15 protein-coding genes are annotated in these 18,968 nt (G+C 66.1%); 3 read left to right on the top strand and 12 right to left on the bottom strand.

The window, feature by feature from the left end; translation table 11 throughout:
* Positions 1–174 precede the first annotated feature (174 nt).
* From nrdF to ACZYX4_RS11795, 9 genes are all read right to left on the bottom strand, one after another.
* Positions 175–1,149 (bottom strand): class 1b ribonucleoside-diphosphate reductase subunit beta, encoded by a 975-nt coding sequence (gene nrdF / locus ACZYX4_RS11835; protein WP_463876053.1) that lies wholly within the window; start codon positions 1,147–1,149, stop codon positions 175–177.
* Complete coding sequence (locus ACZYX4_RS11830; RefSeq protein ID WP_463876051.1) at positions 1,146–1,940, bottom strand: NUMOD3 domain-containing DNA-binding protein; 795 nt, start codon at positions 1,938–1,940, stop codon at positions 1,146–1,148. The genes nrdF and ACZYX4_RS11830 overlap by 4 nt, the downstream gene beginning before the upstream one ends.
* A gap of 32 nt (positions 1,941–1,972) precedes the next feature.
* Positions 1,973–4,093 carry a class 1b ribonucleoside-diphosphate reductase subunit alpha gene (nrdE, locus tag ACZYX4_RS11825; protein WP_463876174.1) on the bottom strand — a complete coding sequence of 707 codons (2,121 nt, stop codon included), beginning with the start codon at positions 4,091–4,093 and terminating at the stop codon, positions 1,973–1,975.
* 38 nt (positions 4,094–4,131) lie between these two features.
* A complete protein-coding gene (gene nrdI, locus ACZYX4_RS11820; protein WP_463876049.1) occupies positions 4,132–4,602 on the bottom strand; it encodes a class Ib ribonucleoside-diphosphate reductase assembly flavoprotein NrdI in 471 nt (156 codons plus the stop codon).
* A gap of 42 nt (positions 4,603–4,644) precedes the next feature.
* Positions 4,645–4,890 carry a glutaredoxin-like protein NrdH gene (nrdH, locus tag ACZYX4_RS11815; RefSeq protein ID WP_463876047.1) on the bottom strand — a complete coding sequence of 82 codons (246 nt, stop codon included), beginning with the start codon at positions 4,888–4,890 and terminating at the stop codon, positions 4,645–4,647.
* Positions 4,891–5,426: 536 nt separating this feature from the next.
* Positions 5,427–6,677 (bottom strand): class I SAM-dependent methyltransferase, encoded by a 1,251-nt coding sequence (locus tag ACZYX4_RS11810; RefSeq protein WP_463876045.1) that lies wholly within the window; start codon positions 6,675–6,677, stop codon positions 5,427–5,429.
* Positions 6,674–8,047, bottom strand: a complete 1,374-nt coding sequence (locus ACZYX4_RS11805; RefSeq protein WP_463876043.1) for a class I SAM-dependent methyltransferase — start codon at positions 8,045–8,047, stop codon at positions 6,674–6,676. Before ACZYX4_RS11805 ends, ACZYX4_RS11810 begins: the two co-directional genes overlap by 4 nt.
* Positions 8,044–8,775: a DUF1365 domain-containing protein gene (locus ACZYX4_RS11800; RefSeq protein WP_463876041.1), complete on the bottom strand. Its 732-nt coding sequence runs from the start codon at positions 8,773–8,775 to the stop codon at positions 8,044–8,046. The genes ACZYX4_RS11805 and ACZYX4_RS11800 overlap by 4 nt, the downstream gene beginning before the upstream one ends.
* Positions 8,772–10,157: an NAD(P)/FAD-dependent oxidoreductase gene (locus ACZYX4_RS11795; protein WP_463876039.1), complete on the bottom strand. Its 1,386-nt coding sequence runs from the start codon at positions 10,155–10,157 to the stop codon at positions 8,772–8,774. Before ACZYX4_RS11795 ends, ACZYX4_RS11800 begins: the two co-directional genes overlap by 4 nt.
* 183 nt (positions 10,158–10,340) lie before the next feature.
* Here ACZYX4_RS11795 and ACZYX4_RS11790 point away from each other — a divergent pair, with 183 nt between their 5' ends.
* Positions 10,341–11,273, top strand: a complete 933-nt coding sequence (locus ACZYX4_RS11790) for a LysR family transcriptional regulator (protein WP_463876037.1) — start codon at positions 10,341–10,343, stop codon at positions 11,271–11,273.
* A gap of 23 nt (positions 11,274–11,296) precedes the next feature.
* Here the strand turns inward: ACZYX4_RS11790 and ACZYX4_RS11785 are convergent, their stop codons facing one another.
* Positions 11,297–12,703 (bottom strand): aldehyde dehydrogenase family protein, encoded by a 1,407-nt coding sequence (locus ACZYX4_RS11785; RefSeq protein ID WP_463876035.1) that lies wholly within the window; start codon positions 12,701–12,703, stop codon positions 11,297–11,299.
* 91 nt (positions 12,704–12,794) lie between these two features.
* On the opposite strand from ACZYX4_RS11785, the gene ACZYX4_RS11780 reads away from it, so the two are divergent.
* On the top strand, positions 12,795–14,690 hold the full coding sequence (locus tag ACZYX4_RS11780; protein ID WP_463876033.1) for a BCCT family transporter: 1,896 nt from the start codon (positions 12,795–12,797) through the stop codon (positions 14,688–14,690).
* 63 nt (positions 14,691–14,753) lie between these two features.
* Positions 14,754–15,260: a DUF2004 domain-containing protein gene (locus ACZYX4_RS11775; protein ID WP_463876031.1), complete on the top strand. Its 507-nt coding sequence runs from the start codon at positions 14,754–14,756 to the stop codon at positions 15,258–15,260.
* 92 nt (positions 15,261–15,352) lie between these two features.
* Here the strand turns inward: ACZYX4_RS11775 and metE are convergent, their stop codons facing one another.
* Positions 15,353–17,698: a 5-methyltetrahydropteroyltriglutamate--homocysteine S-methyltransferase gene (gene metE, locus ACZYX4_RS11770; RefSeq protein WP_463876029.1), complete on the bottom strand. Its 2,346-nt coding sequence runs from the start codon at positions 17,696–17,698 to the stop codon at positions 15,353–15,355.
* 28 nt (positions 17,699–17,726) lie between these two features.
* On the bottom strand, positions 17,727–18,731 hold the full coding sequence (locus ACZYX4_RS11765) for a methylenetetrahydrofolate reductase (protein ID WP_463876027.1): 1,005 nt from the start codon (positions 18,729–18,731) through the stop codon (positions 17,727–17,729).
* Positions 18,732–18,968 lie beyond the last annotated feature (237 nt).

Here is an 18,968-nt window from a genome sequence, read left to right as displayed (position 1 = left end):
GGCTCAAACCATAGAGGTAGGTGCGTATGGCCGACGCGATCAGCGATTAGTTTAGCCACCACGTCGAAAGTTCAATGGGCGCCGCCCCGGACGAAGAATTGTCTGCCCAACAAAGGAGAGTGGCCCCTGTGCAATGCACGGGGGCCACTCTCCTTAGCGCTTAGAAAAACACGACTAGAAGTCCCAGTCGTCATCCTCAGTATTGACAGCCTTGCCAATGACGTAGCTCGAACCCGAACCCGAGAAGAAGTCGTGGTTCTCGTCAGCATTCGGTGACAGCGCCGACAGGATCGCCGGGTTCACGTCGGTGACGGACGCCGGGAACATGGCCTCGTAGCCCAGGTTCATCAGCGCCTTGTTGGCGTTGTAGTGCAGGAACTTCTTGACGTCCTCGGCCAGGCCGACGGAGTCGTAGAGATCGTGCGTGTACTGGACTTCGTTCTCGTAGAGCTCGAAGAGCAGTTCGAAGGTGTAGTCCTTGATCTCCTGCTTGCGCTCCTCCGACAGGCCCTCCAGGCCCTTCTGGAACTTGTAGCCGATGTAGTAGCCGTGCACGGCCTCGTCACGGATGATCAGGCGGATCAGGTCGGCCGTGTTCGTCAGCTTGGCCCGTGAGGACCAGTACATCGGCAGGTAGAAGCCCGAGTAGAACAGGAAGCTCTCCAACAGCGTCGAGGCCACCTTGCGCTTCAGGGGATCGTCGCCCTGGTAGTAGTCCATGACGATCTGGGCCTTCTTCTGAAGGTTTGCATTCTCGGTGGACCAGCGGAATGCCTCGTCGATCTCCTTGGTGGAGGCCAGCGTGGAAAAGATGGAGGAGTAGCTCTTGGCGTGCACGGACTCCATGAAGGCGATGTTCGTGTAGACAGCCTCTTCATGCGGCGTGATCGCATCCGGAATCAGCGACACAGCGCCGACGGTGCCCTGAATGGTGTCCAGCAGGGTCAGACCGGTGAACACGCGCATGGTGAGTTGCTGCTCATCCGGGGTCAGCGTTGCCCAGGACTGCACGTCGTTGGACAGCGGGATCTTCTCCGGCAGCCAGAAGTTGTTGACGAGACGGTTCCAGACATCCACGTCCTTCTCGTCCTGGATGCGGTTCCAGTTGATCGCCTCAACATGGGTGAGAAGCTTTACTTTTTCTGTCATGACTCCGGTTCGCTTTCTGAAGAGAGACTGTGTTTGGCCGAGTCGTCGACGCAATACTTGCAGTCGGCTTTCTCGATGCCCCTGTTGGTGTGATCACGCGTGTGTGCATTTTGCTGCATGGTGGCGATTGATCGGCCCGTCCTCGCTGCCGACATTTTCGCACGGGTTTCGGCGCTGGCCTTTTTCCCGAAGTTCGGGTTGCCGGCACCCTTCCTTGCCTCAGAGAACGCCGTGCGGGATTCGTCGCTCATGGTGTGTCCGTAGCTTGGATGCTCGGGCCCGAACTTGCCAAAGTTGGGATTGTCCGGGCCTAAGTAAGTCCCTTTGCGCTCCCTGGACCACTTTTCACGCTGCTCCAGGCTGTGGTTCCCGCCATAGAACGACGCTCCTGGCCCGGATTGTCTGGATATCTTGCGCCCCGTTGAACGCACCCGAGCCGCTTCGCGCATCTCCGCCGTCCAAACGACCCCAGTGGGGCCAAGGCCGCCGTCGGACAGGTTGAGGAGCCGGTCGCCTTCACGTCGCAGGTAGCTGATCCAATCGACCTCGGCCTGCCCCAGTTCGGGCAGACCTTCAATCCAGTCCAGCTCATCTGCGATAACGTCCGCCGGGTCATGCTTCCGAAGCCAATCGTAGAAGGGGGTCTTGCGCCCTTCTGCTGCCACGCGAAAGTGCTGATGGAAACGACGACTGGCCGTTTTGGTCGTGATGCCGACGTAGCGGTACTCGAACTCCCGCCGAAGTCGGATGCCGTAGACCAAGCCGCCCGACGCCGTCGTCGTTTCCATCATTTCATCTCCTTGCCGAAATCAACCGATATCGGTTACAACGCGCAGCTGACGCAGCCCTCCACCTCAGTCCCTTCCAGCGCGAGCTGGCGGAGACGGATGTAGTAGATGGTCTTGATGCCCTTTTTCCAGGCGTAGATCTGGGCCTTGTTGATGTCGCGCGTGGTGGCGGTGTCCTTGAAGAACAGCGTCAGGGACAGGCCCTGGTCCACGTGCTGCGTGGCGGCGGCGTAGGTGTCGATGACCTTCTCGAAGCCGATCTCGTACGCGTCCTGGTAGTACTCCAGGTTGTCGTTCGTCAGGTACGGCGCCGGGTAGTACACGCGGCCCAGCTTGCCTTCCTTGCGGATCTCGATCTTGGACGCCACCGGGTGGATCGAGGAGGTGGAGTTGTTGATGTAGGAGATCGAGCCCGTCGGCGGGACGGCCTGCAGGTTCTGGTTGTAGATGCCGTGCTCCATGACGGAAGCCTTCAGCTCGCGCCAGTCATCCTGCGTGGGGATGTGGATGTTCTGGAACAGCTCCGCAACCTTGGCGGTCTGCGGGACCCATTCCCGGTCCGTGTACTTGTCAAAGAACTCACCCGAGGCGTACTTGGACTTCTCGAAGCCGCCGAAGGTCTGGCCGGTCTGGATGGACAGCCGGTTGGAGGCGCGGACCGCGTGGAACACCACCGAGTAGAAGTAGATGTTGGTGAAGTCAATGCCTTCTTCGGAACCGTAGTGCACCCGCTCACGGGCCAGGTAGCCGTGCAGGTTCATCTGGCCCAGGCCGATGGCGTGGCTCTGGTCGTTGCCGCGGGCGATCGAGGGCACCGAGGTGATGTTGGACATGTCCGAAACAGCCGAGAGCGAGCGGATGGCCGTCTCGATGGTCAGGCCGAAGTCCGGCGAGTCCATGGCCTTGGCGATGTTCAGCGAACCCAGGTTGCAGGAGATGTCCTTGCCGGTCTGGTCGTAGGACAGGTCATCGTGGTACGTCGTGGGCTGGGAGACCTGGAGGATCTCGGAGCACAGGTTGGACATGATGATCTTGCCGTCGATCGGGTTTTCCCGGTTCACGGTGTCCTCGAACATGATGTACGGGTAGCCGGATTCGAACTGGATCTCGGCGAGGGTCTGGAAGAACTCGCGCGCCTTGATCTTGGTCTTCTTGATCCGGGAATCGTCCACCATCTCGTAGTACTTCTCGGTGACCGAGACGTCGGAGAACGGCATGCCGTAGACGCGTTCGACGTCGTACGGCGAGAACAGGTACATGTCCTCGTCCTTCTTGGCCAGCTCGAAGGTGATGTCCGGGATCACGACGCCGAGCGAGAGGGTCTTGATGCGGATCTTCTCGTCCGCGTTCTCGCGCTTGGTGTCCAGGAAGCGGTAGATGTCGGGGTGGTGGGCGTGCAGGTACACCGCGCCGGCACCCTGGCGGGCACCGAGCTGGTTGGCGTAGGAGAAGCTGTCCTCGAGGAGCTTCATCACGGGGATGACGCCGGAGGACTGGTTCTCGATCTGCTTGATCGGCGCGCCGACCTCGCGGATGTTGGTCAGGGCGAAGGCCACGCCGCCGCCGCGCTTGGACAGCTGCAGGGCGGAGTTGATGGAACGGCCGATCGACTCCATGTTGTCTTCGATGCGGAGCAGGAAGCAGGAGACCAGCTCGCCGCGCTGGCGCTTGCCGGCGTTGAGGAAGGTCGGGGTGGCCGGCTGGAAGCGGCCCTCGATGATCTCGTCGACCATCTGCAGCGCGAGCTGCTCGTCGCCGCGGGCCAGGTGCAGGGCCACCATGCAGACGCGGTCCTCGTAGCGCTCCAGGAAGCGCTTTCCGTCGAACGTCTTCAGCGTGTAGGAGGTGTAGAACTTGAACGCGCCCAGGAACGTCTCGAAGCGGAACTTCTTCTTGTACGCGCGGTTGTAGAGATCGCGGATGAAGTTCATCGTGTACTGGTCGAGGGTTTCGCGCTCGTAGTACTCGTTCTTCACGAGGTAGTCGAGCTTTTCCTCGAGGTCGTGGAAGAACACGGTGTTGTTGTTCACGTGCTGCAGGAAGTACTGGTGCGCCGCCTCGCGGTCCGCCTCGAACTGGATCTCCCCGTTCGGGCCGTAGAGGTTCAGCATGGCGTTGAGCTCGTGGTAGCCCAGGCCCTGGAAGGCAGCCGGCATAACCGGCTTCTCACCGGGGACGGTGTGCTTCTCGACGGCTACTTCTGTTCTTGCGACAGTCGTGTCCAAAATTGTTCCAATCCTTGTTGTACTCGGCTGACGTCTTCCGGCGTCCCCATGAGCTCAAATCGATATAGGTGCGGGACCTGGCATTTGGCGGCGATGATGTCGCCGGCCATGCAGTAGTTGTCCCCAAAGTTCGTGTTGCCTGCCCCGATGACTCCCCGGAGCTGTTGGCGGTTGCGCGGATCGTTCAGGAAGCGGATGACCTGCTTCGGAACGGACCCTTCTCCCCCGGTGCCGCCGTAGGTGGGAAGCACCAGCACGTAGGGTTCGGTGGCCACGAGCGCGGGTTCCCGCGCATGGAGCGGGATCCGGGCTGCGTCAACGCCCAGCTTTCGAACGAAGCGTGCGGTGTTCTCCGAGGAGGAGGAGAAGTAGATGAGGTGGCTGCCTGTGGTCCGGACGTCGCCTGCTGTAGGCGTCGCGGCGGCTGTTGCCAGTGCCATGGAGTTACTCACCTCATCTGACGTGTTTTCGTTCGAAGCGGTTCAGGCCACGGCGGAGGAGTAGGCCTGCGCCAGTTCTGCGATCTTGTCCGGGCGGAAACCGGACCAGTGGTCCTGGTCCGTGACGACAACCGGGGCCTGCATGTAGCCGAGGGCCTTCAGGCGCTCGAGGGCATCCGCATCCTGCGAGATGTCGACGCTCTGGTAGGTGATGCCCTTCTTGTCCAGCGCGCGGTATGTCGCGTTGCACTGAACACAGGCCGGCTTCGTGTAAACCGTTACGGTCATGGTCCCTGTCCCCTTTGTGGAAGTCTTTGGTACTGCAAAATATGTACTGCGCAGGAGCTGCGGCTGTTGAGCTGAGTCTCTGTTGCGTCTGAAATGCCAGTCGTCCGGGCGGGCCGGTCCGGAACAGGAATCCTGATCCGTTACTGGCCTTGCCTGGCGAGCACTGCTGCTCCGCTGGAACTGTAGTTCGATACTACATGTAGTGCACGAGCCCGATGTGGACCCCAAGATGATGTATTACAAGTATGTCATTTTATGCACCGCCAGTCCACAGGCGGGGTGCCTCAAAATGTCCGGATTTCCGCCGTTTTGACGGACGAAATCCACAGGCTGTGGAGTACCTTTGCACAATTAACTCCCTGCGTGTCGTCCGGCGGACGGCGTGTCGCGGACAGTGCGGACGGCGGTCCGGGGTGCCCTTAAACACAAGACGCGGTGTCCGGAAACACGCAGAAGGCGGACACCCCGGGGGGGGTGCCCGCCTTTCACAGCGTGAGGCGCCTAACAGTGGCTGCTATGGGGCCAACTGTCGTTGCCTACGTCCCGGCTTCCGGCCGGCTGCAGAGGATCTGCTCCACGCCCGTCCGGCGCTCGGTGAAGCTGCGCAGCGCCCCCACGAGGTAGAGCCGCCAGACCCGGGCGATCTCCTCGCCCATCATCGCGACGGCGGCCGCGTGGTTCTCCTCGAACTTCGCGTACCAGGCCTCGAGGGTCAGCACATAGTCCCGCCGCATGCCCTGCACGCTCTCGATCTCCAGGCCGGCGTCCTCCAGGAAGCCCAATGTTTCCCCCACCGGACGCATGTGCATGTCCGGGGCGATGAAGGATTCGATGAACGGCCCGCCGCCGGGGTGCTTGCCGCGCCGGGACATCTGCTGGACCAGCACCCGGCCGCCGGGCATCACGTTGGTGAAGAGCGCGGCGGCGTAGAGGGGGTAGTTGCGCTGGCCGACGTGTTCGCCCATCTCCAGGGAGGCGACGGCGTCGAACGGCCCGTCGGGGATCTCCCGGTAGTCCTGGATTCGGATCTCCACGTGCCCTTCGAGGCCGCGTTCGCGGATGCGGGCGTCGATGAACGCCTTCTGCTCCCCGGACAGGGTGACACCGACGACCTCGGCGCCGTAGTGCCGGGCGGCGTGCAGGCTCAGCGAGCCCCAGCCGCAGCCCACATCCAGCAGCCGCATCCCCGGTTTGAGGCCGATCTTGCGGCAGACCAGATCCAGTTTGTCCCGCTGCGCGTCCTCAAGCCCGTAGCCCTGCGCACCGTCCGCATGCGGGCCCGTCCAGTACCCGCTGGAGTAGGCCATCTGCGGATCCAGGATCAGCGCGTAGAAGTCGTTGCTGAGGTCGTAGTGGTGGCTGATCGCGGCGCGGTCACGGACCAGGCTGTGCAGCCTGCCCTTGACCCTGGCCTGGCTGGCCGGCGGCGGGGGCGGCGGCCCGAGCGCCCCGGCGGCGCGGGCAATCCGTGCGACGCCGGCCAGCACCGCGGGGGTGGGGCGGACGCCGGAGAGGCCCCGGTCCCGGACCACCTTCCAGAGGTGCTCGAGCACGGAGTTGAGGTCGCCGTCGACGTCCAGTTCCCCGGTGACGTAGGCCTGGGCGGCGCCGAGCTCCCCGGGCGCCCAGAGCAGCCGCCGGATGGCGTCCGGTGAGTTCAGCCGGACCACCGGGGCGCCGGCCGGTCCGGCCTCGCTGCCGTCCCACACCACGAGCCGGACCGGGAGTTCCCCGCCGGCCAGCGGTCGCAGGACCTCCTCGATCAGTGCCGCGAGCGGCGCGCTCACGCGCCGGATCCGTTGCTGGACTCGCCTGCTGTCCGGCGGTCCAGGACGATCTGCTGCACGTCGAGGTAGCCGGTCTCGAAGCCCGCGCGGGAGTAGCAGAGGTAGAACAGCCACATGCGCTGGAAGATCTCGTCGAAGCCCAGCCCATGGACGTCGGCGGAGCGGGCCATAAAGCGCTCCTCCCAGAGCCGCAGCGTCTGCGCGTAGTGCTCCCCCATGGCAAGGCGTTCGCGCACCCGCAGTCCGGTCTGTTTCTCCGTGATGTCCTCGATGGCCCGCACGGAGGGAATGACGCCGCCCGGGAAGATGTACTTGTGCACCCAGGTGTAGCTGGAGCGGGTGGCCAGCAGCCGGTCGTGCGCGATGGTGATGGCCTGGATGGCGACCTTCCCGCCGGGGGCCAGGACACGTTCGATCGTCTGGAAGTAGGTGGCCCAGTACTCGAAGCCCACGGCTTCGATCATCTCCACGGACACGACGGCGTCGTACTCGCCCTCGACGGCGCGGTAGTCCTTGAGCTCGATCGTGACGGCGTCGGTGTACCCGGCGTCGGCGACGCGCTTGCGGGCCAGTTCCTGCTGCTCGCTGGAGAGGGTGACGGAGTAGACGGTGGCGCCGCGCTGCGCGGCCCGGAGGGCCAGCTCGCCCCAGCCGGTGCCGATTTCCAGCACCCGGGTGCCCGCTCCGACGCCGGCCTTGTCCAGCAGCCGGTCGATCTTGGCCTGCTGCGCGGCGGCCAGGCCGTTCCAGGCGACGCCCGTCAGCGCCCCGCCGGACTCCGGGAAGAGCGCGCTGGAGTAGGTCATGGTGTCGTCCAGGAAGGTGCCGAAGAGTTCGTTGGAGAGGTCGTAGTGCCGGGAGATGTTCGAGCGGGTGTTCTGCTCGGTGTTGCGTTCCTTCCGCGGCTGGCGCGGCAGGTAGAGCGCGCGGAGTTTCTGCAGCGGCTCGGGCACCAGCGTTGCCACGCGGGCGGCGAAGACCTCCATGACGGCGGTGAGGTCATCGGCGTCCCAGTCCCCGGCCATAAACGACTCACCCAGACCGATCAGCCCGCCGTCGCCAAGCCGGGCCGCGAACGCCCCGGGACGGTTCAGGGTCATGACGGGGTGGCTCTGCCCGGGTGTGGCCGCCTTGCCCAGGACGGTGCCGTCCGGGTAGCGGACCTCCAGCGGCAGGTGGCGGACCGCGGCCTTGAAGATGGCCTCGGCGGCGCGGCCGGCCACCGCGACCTTCAGGCCAGTGGGGGCGGCGGCAATGCTGGGCCAGATGCCGGCGTCGACCACGGCGGGCGGCTGCGGGACGGTGTAGGGGGCTGCGGCCGCAGTGGCCCGGCGTGCAGAGCCGGATCCGGTCGCTTCGGTCATAGTCACTGGACTGCCTCCTGTGAAGGGTGGTGTGGTCGTTTGATGATGGGCAGCCGGCGTGCCCAAAGCTTGATTCCCTGCCAGCGGATCTGCACCGAGACGCGCACCGGTGCCAGCGGGACCGCGAGCGCGGCGGCGAGGATGTTGCGCACGGTGGCGTCGCGGCGGTCGCCGTCCATGCTGGCGATGAAGGGCTGCTGCCCTTCACGCTCGAGGACGATCGAGACGGCGAGCCGGTCGCCGGGCTCCGGGAGTTTCATCCGGTACTGGCCTTCGACGTCGTTGAAGGGTGAGACGTAGAACGCCTTGGGGACGCTGGCCCGGCCGGCGTCGTCCGTTTCGAGGAGGTAGCAGTGCCGTTCGCCATAGGTGTTGTGGACCTCTACGAGGACGCAGCGCAGCTCCCCGGCGGCATCGTGGCACCAGAACAGGCTCAGCGGATTGAACACGTGCCCGAACATCCGGGCGCCGGCGAGCATGGAGATCCGGCCGCCGTCGAGGTCAATCCCCCGGGTGGCCAGGAACGCCTCGACGTTGCCGCGGAGCGTGCCCTCCGGGTCGCCCAGGTGGTCCGCGACGCGGAAGCCGGCGAGCGGCCGGAGCAGGCGGGGCAGTGCGGGCAGCCGGTCGACGTCGACATACCAGCTGTAGCTGCGGTAGGTGAACGCGTTCTTCAGCGGAGTGCGCCGCACATGCGCGATGGAGGTTCGGTAGATGGCAGCAGTGGCGCTCATGAGCCCTCCGCGGGGACGGTCTGCAGATCCGGGTCTAGGGACACCGTATCAAGAGCGGTGCCGGCGTCGTCCCACTCGCGTCCCAGCCGCGCCGCGGCCCGGACCCCGGAGAGGGCGCCGTCCTCGTGGAATCCCCAGCCATGGTAGGCGCCGGCGAAGGCCAGCCGGCCGTCGCCGAGCGCAAGGATCCGCTGCTGCGCCTTCAGGGAGTCAGGGGTGTACTGGGGGTGCTCGTAGACCATGCGCTCGATCACCGTGGTGTCCTCAATCAGCTCGGATTCGCCCAGGCTGACAATGTAGCGCCCCATGTCCACCGGGGCCAGCCTCTGCAGCCTGGTCATGTCGTAACTGACCAGGACCTTGTCCGGCCGGGCGTCGCAGGAGGGCAGCCTGTAGTTCCAGGACGCACGGGCGTTGTCATTGGACGGCAGCACGGCGGCGTCGCGGTGGAAGACAGTGTGGTTGACCGAGTACGGCATCCCGCCAAGCGCATCCCGCTCGGCAGCCGAGGCGTCGGTGAGCATGCCCAGTGCCTGGGCCGGGTGGGTGGCGATCACGACGGCGTCGAAGGTCTCGGTGGCCGGTGTTCCCGTACCGGTCATGATGGTCAGCTCGACACCGTCCGCGTGGCGGCGCACCCCGGTGACCGGGCTGGAGAGGCGGATGTCCGGCAGCGTGGCCGCGAGCCTGTCCACGTACGTGCGCGAGCCGCCGGTGACGGTGCGCCACTGCGGTGAGCCCGAGACACCCAGCAGGCCGTGGTGGCCCAGGAAGGTGAAGAGGTAGCGGGCCGGGTAGGCCAGGGCGGTGGTGGGGTCGCAGGACCACACGGCGCTGACGATCGGGGTCATGAAGTGCGAGATGAAGTAGCTGCTGAACTTCTCCCGCGCCAGGAACTCACCCAGGGTCAGCTCCGGCCCGCCTGCGTTAACCTCCTCCGCGAGCAGGGCGCGGGCCTTGCGGTAGAAGCGCATCACCTCGATCAGCATCAGCAGGTAGCGGCCGCGCAGCAGGGTGGAGGGCCGGGGAAGGATGCCACGGCCCTTGGCCCGGGCGCCGGCGTATTCCAGGCCGCAGCCATCGCAGCGGACGGACATGCTCATTTCCGAGTCCTGGGTCTCGATGCCCAGTTCGGCGAAGAGCCGCAGCAGCGTGGGGTAGGTCCGTTCGTTGTGGACGATGAAGCCGGTATCGATCCCGAGCACGGGCCCGCCGGCCTGCGGCACGTCGTGGGTGTGGGCGTGGCCGCCAAGCCTGGCATCGGCTTCGAAGAGGGTCACACTGTCCTGCCGGTTCAGGACGTAGGCAGCGCTCAGACCCGCCACACCGCTGCCAATCACGGCTACTCGCCGGCCCTCGGGAATCCCTGCTGCATCTGACACTGATCTGCTCCTGTTGGCTGGTACACCGATTGCCTGAATCATCCGGGTGAATCGTCTTATGGACAATTCGTCGCCGGAGGGCGGACGGATGTGTGCGACTTTGCAACTGTTCGTTTCGAACCAATGTGCCAGAATGAAGCGGGATTGCGGTCCCGCCTCACCGGAACCTGCGAAGGGCAGCCCTTGATTAACCCCGTCCATCTGCGGACCCTCGTCGAAGTGACCCGGCTGGGATCCTTCGCTGCGGCCGCCACCCGGCTCGGCTACACGGCGTCGGCCGTTTCCCAGCAGATGTCCGCCCTGGAACGGGACACCGGCGTCGAACTGTTCCAGCGCTCGGCGCGCAGCATCCAGCCCACCGAAGCGGCCCTGGTGATGACCCGGCACGCGGCCAAGGTACTCACGGACATCGACACGCTCATGGCGGCGGCCTCCCGCACCGGGGACACCACCCGGCAGGAACTCCGGCTCGGCATCTTCCCCAGCCTGGCGACCTATGTGCTGCCGCGGATCCTGGCGAACCCGGCCTGGAAGAAACTCGGCATCGACCTGCGGGTCTCCGTGGCCGAGCCCGCCCAGACCATCCAGGGCCTGCGCACCGGCGGTGAACTCGACGTCGCCCTGGTCTACCAGGTGGGGCAGTCAGGCCTCGCGTGGCCGCACACCGTGAACCGGCAGTGGATCGGCGACGACGACTTCCGGGTGGTGCTCCCGGCGGCCTGGGGCATCGGCACAGGGTCGAAGGTCGCGGCGGACCACCTCTCCGACATGCCGTGGATTGTGCACCACCCCGGCACTTCCGACGCCACGGTGATCGAACGGCTCTTCGCCAGCTGCAACCTGCACCCCCGGGTGGTGGCGTACAGCGACGACTTCCACGCGAGCCTGGAGATGGCCGCGGCCGGGCTGGGCGCGGCACTGGTACCCGAACTGGCCCTGCTGCACCGCCCGGCCGGGGTGGTGGTGCTGGACGTTCCCGAAATCCGGCTGGCCCGCAACGTCTTTGCCCTGCTGATCAACGACAAGCAGACCGCCCAGGTCCAGCTCTTCGTCGAACTCCTGGCCGACACCTTCAACTCCCCCGCCCTGAAGCCGGCCCTCCCGCGCCGGCGCTGACTCAGAGCTGAGCAGGGGCTGACTCAGCGTTTACGGAAACGCTTGAAGAACCCGGTCCCCATCCCGGCGAGCGCGCTGATGAGCCGGTGCTTGGTCTTGGTGTAGGGCGGGTAGATCAGCGCCAGGGTGTCCGGCCGCTGCGGCTTGGCCAGGGTGGAGCGTTCGTGCGAGAACGTCCGCACCGAGTGCTCCCCGTGGTAGGAGCCCATGCCGCTGGCCCCCACCCCGCCGAAGGGCAGTCCCGGAACCATCAGGTGCGCCACCGGGACGTCGAAGCACAGCGCCCCCGACGACGTTTGTTCCGCAAACGCCCGCCGGGTGTCGGCGTCGCCGCTGAACACATACAGCGCCAGCGGCTTGGCGCCGTCGTTGATGATCCGGATGGCCTCATCCCGCCCGGCGACCGGGACCAGCGGCAGCAGCGGGCCGAAGATCTCCTCCCCCATGACGGTGTCCCCGGGGGCGGGGCGCAGCAGGGTCGGGGCGAAGTGGCGGCTGGCGGCGTCCCGTTCACCGCCGTGGACCACGGTGCTGCCGTCGGCGAGGGCGGCGATGCGGGCGAAGTGCCGGTCGTTGACGATCCGGCCGTAGGACTCGCTGCGGGAGGAATCGGTGCCGAAGAGCGCGCCGATCGCCGTGACCAGTTCACGCTCCAGCGGAACCAGCACGTCCTCGGTGGCCAGAATGTAATCCGGCGCCACGCAGGTCTGGCCGGCATTCACGAACCGGCCCCATGCGATCCGCCTGGCCGCCTTGGCCAGGTCGGCGGTGGAGTCCACGTAGGCCGGGGACTTGCCGCCCAGCTCCAGGGTCACCGGTGTCAGGTGCTCGGCCGCGGCGCGCAGCACCACCTTGGCGGCCGCTTCCCCTCCGGTGAAGAAGATGTGGTCGAAGCGCACCGCCAGCAGGGCGGTGGTTTCCGGGATGCCGCCCTGGACAACCTCCGCCGCACCGGCCAGGTACTCCGGGACCCAGCGGGCCAGGGCGGCCGAGGTGGCGGGGGCTTGTTCGCTGGGCTTGAGCACCACGGTGTTGCCGGCGGCGAGGGCACCGGCCAGCGGCGCGAGCAGCAACTGCAACGGATAGTTCCATGGACCGATCACCAGCACCACCCCGAGCGGGGTCAGTTCGGTCCAGGCCTTGGCGGGCTGGACGGCGAGCGGCACGGCGACCGGGCGCGGCCGCAGCCAGTCCTCGAGGTTCTTCTCCAGGTACGCAGCCTCGGTGTCGGCGAACCCGATCTCCGTCAGGAGGGCCTCAGTGGGGTGTTTGCCAAGATCGCTGGCCAGTGCGTCGGTAAACTCAGTGCGGCGCTCGGCCAGCATCCGGCGCAGGCCGGCGAGTTGCTCCAGCCGCCAGGCCAGCGGGCGCGTGGCACCGCTGTCGTAAAGTGCACGGGCGCGGGCGACGGCGGGGGCAACAGTTTGCATCCGCCTAATGTACCGGCACGGGGCCCGATATCCGACAAACAGGAGAAATACCGTCCTGTGCCCTGCGGGCGCCAGCGCGTAGCCTTGAAGAATGGCTGAACAGTCGAAAACGCGCATAGTCGAACCATGGGTTTTCTGGCCGGCCGCCGTGACGGTGACGCTGTTTGCGGCGTTTGCCCTGCTGGCTCCCGCAACCGCCGAAGCGATGTTTGGTGCCATCCAGGCCACCATCGTCAATTCCTTCAACTGGTATTACGTCCTCATTACCAGCTTCTTCGTGGGCTTCAGCCTGTTTCTGGGATTCAGCCGATTCGGAGACATCAAACTGGGCCATGACGACGACGAACCCGAGTTCTCGCTGATGGCCTGGTTCGCCCTGTTATTTGCCGCCGGCATGGGAATCGGGCTCGTTTTCTACGGCGTCAGCGAACCTCTCAGCCATTTCGCCAATCCGCGTCCGGGGGTCTCGGGAACGCCGCAGCAGCTGGCGGAACAGGCATTGAGCCAAACCTATCTGCACTGGGGTGTGCATGCGTGGTCCATCTATGTGGTGATCGGGCTGTCCCTCGCCTACGCCATCCACCGTCGAAAGCGCCCGGTGTCCATCCGCTGGGCCCTTGAACCGCTCCTGGGCAAACGCGTCCAGGGCGGATGGGGCAACGTGATCGATGTTGTTGCCCTCGTCGGCACTCTCTTTGGTGTGGCCACCTCATTGGGCCTGGGCGTCCTGCAGATCAGCGCCGGGCTTGAGAGCATCAACCTGGTGCAGCCCAGCCAGGGTTCCGAAATCATCATTATCATCGTGATTTCCTTCTTCGTGCTGCTCTCTGTCCTCTCCGGAGTGACCAAGGGCATGAAGTGGCTCTCCAGCATCAACCTGGTGCCCGCCGGAATGCTGGTGCTGTACCTGCTGGTCTTTGGACCGTCCACCTTCCTGCTCCGCGAGTTCGTGCAGTCAATGGGCTCCTACATCCAGAACTTCGTCAGTCTCTCCTTCAACGTCAATGCGTTCAGCGGAGAAGCCGGCGCGGCCTGGCAGGCCTCCTGGACGTCGTTCTACTGGGGCTGGTGGATTTCCTGGGCCCCCTTTGTGGGTATTTTCATCGCCCGGATTTCCCGCGGGCGGACGGTCCGGCAGTTCGTCGCAGGAGTCATCCTGGTGCCCAGCCTGGTTGGTGTCCTCTGGTTCAGTGTCCTCGGCGGAACCGCCCTGGCGGTGCAGCTCGGCGGAACGGGCAACCTCCTGCAGCCCGACGGGAGCGTCAACGTATCCAGCGCGTTGTTCGACATGCTCTCCTACGTGCCGGGCACCGCGGTCCTGACTGTCGGCGTGATCCTCCTGATCACCATCTTCTTTGTCACCTCCGCCGATTCCGGCGCCCTGGTGATGGGTATGATCGCCACCGGCGGCCAGGTCAACCCGAAGAAGCGGGTGCGGACCTTCTTCACCGTCATCACCGCGCTGCTGGCCATCTCGCTGCTGATATCCGGTGGACTGGTGGCGCTCCAGACGGCCGCGATTATCATCGCCCTGCCGTTCAGCATCATCATGCTGCTGATTTGCTGGGCCACCATCATCGCCTTCGGCAGGGAGCGCCGGGCGTACGAACGGGCCCGCCGCGCCCAGTTGGTTGATCACATCGGCGACTTCTACAACCTGGAGGTTGAGGAGCTCGCCGAACACGGCATCCTTGGCAGCAGTCCCCGGTGGATGCAGATGATCCGCCGTCGGGGCGCCCCGACCGGGACCGCCGTACCCGCCGAATTCATGCCAAGTCCCGAGCCGTCCACCGCCGCCGTGGACACCGTCATGGCGGCCGGGCAAAGGCCCAGACACGCCTCGGAGCGGGCGCTGCAGGTTGAGAACGCCGAAGCGGACGGTGTTTTGATCGCCGACGTGGACAACGTCGTGGACCATGACCCCCGGGCGTCCCAGGATGTCAAGGACGTCCCGGATCGCGGCGACGCAACGCCGAGCCGGTGGTAGGCCAGCCAGACAAAGACCGCCGGAATGCTGGAACGGAGCGGTTTTCAGGGCTATGTTGAAGGTATGAACAAGGTAGCGAGCAAGCACTTCGGAGAGGTTGAACTCAACCACGGGAGCGACCACAGTTTCACCGCCAAGCATGAACTGGCGGGCCAGACCGTGGAGCTTGACCTGAACGTCAAGGCGCATGACCACTTCGACGAAGCGGCGATGCACAAAGTTGACTACCGGCTGCGCTTCCTGCCCGAACTCGTGGACGAGGTCCGGCAAATGATCGCCGAGGAACTGGAGCAGGACGGCACCAGCCCGCAGGAGTACCGGCATTTCCATTGCAACGCGATCAAGGACGAGCACCTGAGGAAGGTCTTCGGCGTCGAGGACACGAGCCAACTCACCGACGCGGTCTTCCTTAAGGCGCTCAAGCTCGGCCATGTGGGCATCTTCCCCGGCCAGCCGGAACGCTACTTCGTCCTGGACTTCACGCTCGGCGAGCATTTCACCGACGAGATCCTGGTCGCCTCCGCGGACGAGGACGGCGTCGTGGACGATGAGATCCTATGGGAGTCCTGACTCCCCCAATTAACGTTCGACGCCGGCCGGCCACCTGTCAAAGGTGACCGGCCGGCGTCGTTAATTCAGCTGTTGGCCGGTCCGGCTGCCGGCTACTTGGCTGTTTCCAGCAGTCCGGCGCGGACCGTCTTCGTGGCGTGGACCAGGTTGCGCAGCGACTCCTCGGTCTCGGCGTAGCCGCGGGTCTTCAGCCCGCAGTCCGGGTTGACCCAGAGCTGGCGGGACGGGACGTGCTTGACGGCGGTGCTGAGCAGTTCGGTGACTTCCTGCTCGCCCGGGACGCGCGGGGAGTGGATGTCATAGACGCCCGGGCCCACGCCGCGGCCGAAGCCGTGGGACTCGAGGTCGTGCACGACCTCCATGCGGGAGCGGGCGGCCTCGATCGAGGTGACGTCGGCGTCGAGGCCGTCGATCGCGTCGATGATGGCGCCGAACTCGGAGTAGCACAGGTGCGTGTGGACCTGGGTGGCGTCCCCGGCGCCGGCGGTGGCGAGGCGGAAGGACTTCACGGACCAGTCCAGGTACGCGGCCTGGTCGGCCTTGCGCAGCGGCAGGAGTTCGCGCAGGGCGGGCTCATCCACCTGGATGACCTTGATGCCGGCGGCTTCGAGGTCGGCGATTTCGTCGCGGAGGGCCAGGGCCACCTGGTTCGCGGTCTCGCCGAGCGGCTGGTCATCACGGACGAAGGACCAGGCGAGGATCGTGACCGGGCCGGTGAGCATGCCCTTCATCGGCTTGTTGGTCAGGGACTGCGCGTACCGGGCCCATTCCACCGTGATGGGGGCGCTGCGGGTGACGTCGCCCCACAGGATCGAGGGGCGGGTGCAGCGGGATCCGTAGGACTGGACCCAGCCGTGCACCGTGACGTCGAAGCCCTCGAGGTTCTCGGCGAAGTACTGGACCATGTCGTTGCGCTCAGGCTCGCCGTGGACCAGGACGTCGAAGCCGAGCTCTTCCTGCAGCTCCACGACGCGCTTGATCTCATCCTTCATGAGCTGCTCGTACTGCCCGGTGCTGAGCTCGCCCTTGCTGGCGCGGGCCCGGGCGGTGCGGATTTCGCCGGTCTGCGGGAAGGAACCGATGGTGGTGGTGGGCAGCGGCGGCAGGTGCAGGGCCTCGGTCTGCGCGGCTTCGCGGACGCCGTAGCCGGAGCGGCTGAAGTCGGCGCCGGTCAGGGCGGCGGTCCGGTTCCGGACCTCGGCGCGGCGGACGCCGTCGGCGCCGGCGCGGTCGGCGATGATGCGCGTGGCCTCATCGATGGCCGGCTGGACGGTTTCCGGGCTGGTCAGGAGGCCGGCGAGGGTGACAACCTCGGTGGCCTTCTGGTCGGCGAAGGCGAGCCAGCTGCGCAGCTGCGCGGAGAGCTGGGTCTCCTCGTCGACGTCGTGCGGGACGTGCTGCGTGGAGGTGGAGGTGCTGACGGCCAGCCTGGCGACGGACTTCTTCAGCTCCGCGATCTTCTCCGCGGAGGCGGCAAGATCGTTGCGCCAGATGTTGTGGCCGTCCACGACGCCGGCAACCAGGGTCTTGTTGCCCAGGGCGGCCAGGGCCGCGGCGGAGGGAAGCCCGCCCTTGAAGACGTCCAGGTGCAGGGCGTCGATGCCGGTTGCGGCGAGCGTGCCGAGCTGGCCGTTGAGTGCACCGTACGGCGTGGAGACGAACAGCTGCGGGCGGTTGGCGGCGGCGGAGAGGACCTCGTAGGTGCGGGCGACGGCGGCCTGGACCGCGGCGGCCGGGGTGTCCTGGTCCACCACGAGGGCGGGCTCGTCGAGCTGGACCCATCCGGCGCCGGCGGCGGCCAGCTTCTCCAGCAGGGCGGTGTAGACCGGCAGCACGTCCTCGAGGCGGGACAACGGGCTGAACCCGGCCGGGGCGCCGTCGGAGGCCTTGCTCAGCAGCAGGAAGGTGACCGGGCCGACGATGTACGGGCGGGTCTGGACCCCGTTGGCGAGGGCGTATTCGAATTCCTCGACGATGCGGTTGGAGGTCAGCGAGAAGCGGGTCTCCGGGCCGATCTCCGGGACGAGGTAGTGGTAGTTGGTGTCGAACCACTTGGTCATTTCCAGCGGCTGCTGGTCCTTGGTGCCGCGGGCCAGGGTGAAGTAGCCGTCGATGTCGAGCTGGCCTTCGGCGTTCAGGAGGTTGCCGAAGCGGGCGGGCACGGCGCCGAGGTGGGCGGCGGCGTCGAGCACCTGGTCGTAGTACGAGAACGTACCGGGAACGGCGGCGGCTTCGGTGAGGCCCAGGCCCTGGAGGCGCCGGGCGGTGCCGAGCTGGATCTCCTTGGCGGCGGCGTCGAGGGCGGCGGCGTCGATCTTGCCGGCCCAGTAGGCCTCCACGGCCTTCTTGAGTTCGCGGCGGCGGCCGATGCGCGGGTAGCCCAGGATCGAGGCGGACGGAAAAGGTGTGGTGCTGGTGGAAGTGTGCTGTGCAGTCATGGGAAAGTCCTAAGCGTTGGTGGGGTGGTTAGCTGGCGAACTGGCGGCCGCCGGCCGTGCGCTGGTGGTCACTGTGCCGGTCGCCGCTGTGCCGGTTGCCGCTGTGCCGGTTGCCGCTGCGCGGCCGGGGCAGGGCTAGTTTGTCCAGCACGTCGAGGGCGGCAGTGTGTTCGTTGAAGGTGTAGAGATGCAGTCCGGGCGCGCCGGCGTCCAGGGCCGCGTTGGCCAGGTCCACGGTGGCGCTGACCCCGATCCGGGTGCGGTCAGCGTCGGTTTCAGCGGCGGCGAGCCGTTCGATCAGGACCGGGTCCGGTTCGACGCCGGTCAGCTCGGTGAGCCGGGTGAGCCGGCGGATGCTGGTGAGCGGCATAACGCCCGGGATGATCGGGATGGTGACGCCGGCCCGGCGTGCCCGGGTCAGCAGGTCCGCGTACTGCCCGGTGTGGAAGAAGACCTGGGTGATGGCGAAGTCGGCGCCGGAGCGCTGCTTGGCCAGCAGCACCTCCACGTCGTGCGCCTCGCTCGGGGATTCCGGGTGCCGGGTGGGGTACGCGGCGACGCCGATGGCCACCTTGCCGGCGCAGAGCAGCGCGGAGCGGCGCTGTTCGACCCGGCGGATGAGCTCGATCAGATCCTGGGCGTAGCGCAGCGATCCCTCGGGAGGGGCGGCGCCGTCCTTGGGCTGGTCGCCGCGAAGGGCCAGGATGCCGCGCACGCCGACGTCGAGCAGTTCGCCGATGATCTCGGCGAGCTCCTGCGGGGAGTTCCCCACGCAGGTCAGGTGCGCCAGCGGCCGCAGGGTGGTTTCCTGGACGAGGCGGTTGATGAGCTCGACGGCGGTGTTCCGGTTGGAGCCGCTGGCGCCATAGGTCACGGACACGTAGTCCGGGTACGTGGCCTCGAGTTCGCCGATGGTGGTCCAGAGCGATTCGGCCGCAGCGGGCGACCGCGGCGGGAAGAGCTCGTAGGACAGGGCGACGGGCGCCGGGCCGGCAAGATTTGGATGGGTGTCAGTAAGGCTTGGTGGAGACATTTGCGTCCTTGGCTGTGAACACTGACAGCTGTGCCCGGTAAACGGGGGCTGCCGGTGAATTGAGTTTGGGGAACACGGAGGAAACTCCAGCAGGACGCAGCCGCGACTGTTACGCCTGATACGAAGGTGTCCGTGAGCAAATGTCAGGCCCACATGGGGGCACCCACACCCTCCTGGGCCGCCGTGGGGCTGGCCGTGAGCGGAGGATCGCTGACACGTTACCGAGGTAACTTGGAT

It is taken from the genome of Pseudarthrobacter leeuwenhoeki (genome assembly GCF_055412885.1).
Note: the sequence above shows the minus strand (reverse complement) of the source record. Positions and strands in the feature narration are given on the sequence as shown.